Genomic DNA, 2,028 nt, shown 5'->3' with positions numbered 1-2,028 from the left:
AAGCTCTCGAGGATACTTCCTCGTCGTATGCTTCGTGGGGTGTCCCGGCTGGGTGCGCATTCTACTGGAAGGCTCCTCTAACACCATATAATGACGTTTGGCGATGTATGACGGTGGAGTGTGTACAGTGTCTCACTGGTCAACCAGTCATTCGACAGTCCACGAAACATATATTGCCCGGGATATCATGGGAAAAACTATGAGCCAGTGGAGTGTGTACAGTGTATCTTACGACCTCAGAGGGCTCAAGACCCAACTCTCCGGCTTCCTAGGCGAGGTGTTCGCGCTCGCGCACCTATCTCAGCTAAATCCACCAGATGGCGAGGCGTGGGCGCCGAGGGCCGTCACCGCCGGGGAACTCATCGGGCTCTGGCGCCACCCGCTGGGCTACGCGCGGGGCGGCCGCAAGGAGGAGGTGGCGGCGCGGGGTGATCGGTCATCGCGGAGGTGGAGCGCGTCGCTAACCTGCCGGCAGCCGCGTGGCGCATGAAACAATCAAATGATGCGGTAGCGTGGGTTTACGAAGATGGTAGGGTTGTTTAGGAAAGGGCGGAGGTGATGTACAATTAGGAGGGAGTTGGAGGTTGAGGAGAAGATATCAGAGATTCTCAAGAGGTTTACCAATCAAAAGTTTCATGGTGTCACGATAACGGGTATTGTGAGGCAGTTTGATAGAGGGCTGGAAGGTAGGAGAGCCGACATAGCCGTCTTGAAGGACGACGGTAACCCCCTGCTCCTCATAGAGACTAAGAAGAAGTACGAGGGGACTGGTAGCCATAAGGATGAGAGGAGGTTCCACGTGACCTCGGAGGAGGTTCTAGGCCAGGTTTTCGCATATGCGGCTATACTCAAGAGGAATGGAGTCTACGTGCCCTTCGTAGCTACGGCTAACGATAGGCAGTTCGCTCTCTTCATGGTTCCAGAGAATGTAGATAGCGTGGCTAACTGGAAGGCCATCGAGGAGAGAAATTATGGTTGGGTTCTCGGAACAGACTACATATACTCGACTCTGAGGCAGAACCTCCTATTGAGACACGAGAGGATCAGATTTACAGATGATTTTTTCGCTAACTACCTAGACCTTGTATGCGGCCTGTACGCTAAGGCTTTCAAGGTTGAGGATAAGAGGCAGGAGCTCCACTGGCTTATAATAGAGGATCTTAGGGGCTTTGTTGACGTCCTAGCACCCTTCATACTAGACGCTATCGCTCCTCGTGGGAGTTTCAGGGGCGACATAGCTAGAGATATTGAGGAGTTCGCTAAGAGTAGAGGTTACAGTCCCACGCCTGAACAGCTTGCTAGGGAGATGGCTTACATCCTCATGAACAAGATCTTATTCTACAAGGTTCTAGAGCGTTACTATAACCTTGAGAAGCTAACCCCCCTATACTCTGAGGGTAGGGTTAGAACGGTTAGAGATTACCTCGGGAGGCTGGGGGAGCTATTCGAGGGGGCCGTCAAGCAGACAGGGGACTTTCAGCCAATATTCAAAACCGGTATCTACGATAGGGTAGAGGTTATTGAGAGCGAGGGGGTTCAAAGGCTCCTAGACATGCTCGTGAGGCTGATAGACTCATATAGCATCGAGAAGCTGGGCGACGTCATTGGTTACATATACGAGGATCTCATACCAGCCGAGGAGAGGCACCAGCTAGGCCAGTTCTACACGCCTAAACCTATAGCTGAGCTGATAGTCAGATGGGCTGTTAGAAGCCCCGATGATAAAATTCTAGACCCGGGTTGCGGCTCCGGCACCTTCCTCGTAGAGGCTTACAGGAAACTAGCGGAGCTAAAACTTAGGAGACGCTTCAACGAGATAGGACATGTCCCTGAGGATGTGCACAGGCAGATACTAGATCAGCTCTACGGAGTTGACATAAACGAGTTCCCAGCACACCTAACGGCTGTAAACCTAGCTATGAAGAACCCTAGAGCTCCAAGCACGAACATGAATGTCTTCGTTAAAGACTACTTCACTATGCGCCCAAACCAGCAGCTCCTAGCACCCTATACTACTAGGACGCCAAG

1 protein-coding gene is annotated in these 2,028 nt (G+C 52.1%); it reads left to right on the top strand.

The window, feature by feature from the left end:
* Positions 1–577 precede the first annotated feature (577 nt).
* A partial coding sequence (locus tag ACP5KC_RS10310; RefSeq protein ID WP_428287528.1) for a restriction endonuclease subunit M occupies positions 578–2,028 on the top strand: 1,451 nt, incomplete at its 3' end.

The organism is Infirmifilum sp., assembly GCF_049970975.1.
Classification (GTDB): Archaea; Thermoproteota; Thermoprotei; order Thermofilales; family Thermofilaceae; genus Thermofilum; species Thermofilum uzonense.
This window is presented reverse-complemented; position numbering and strand designations above follow the sequence as displayed.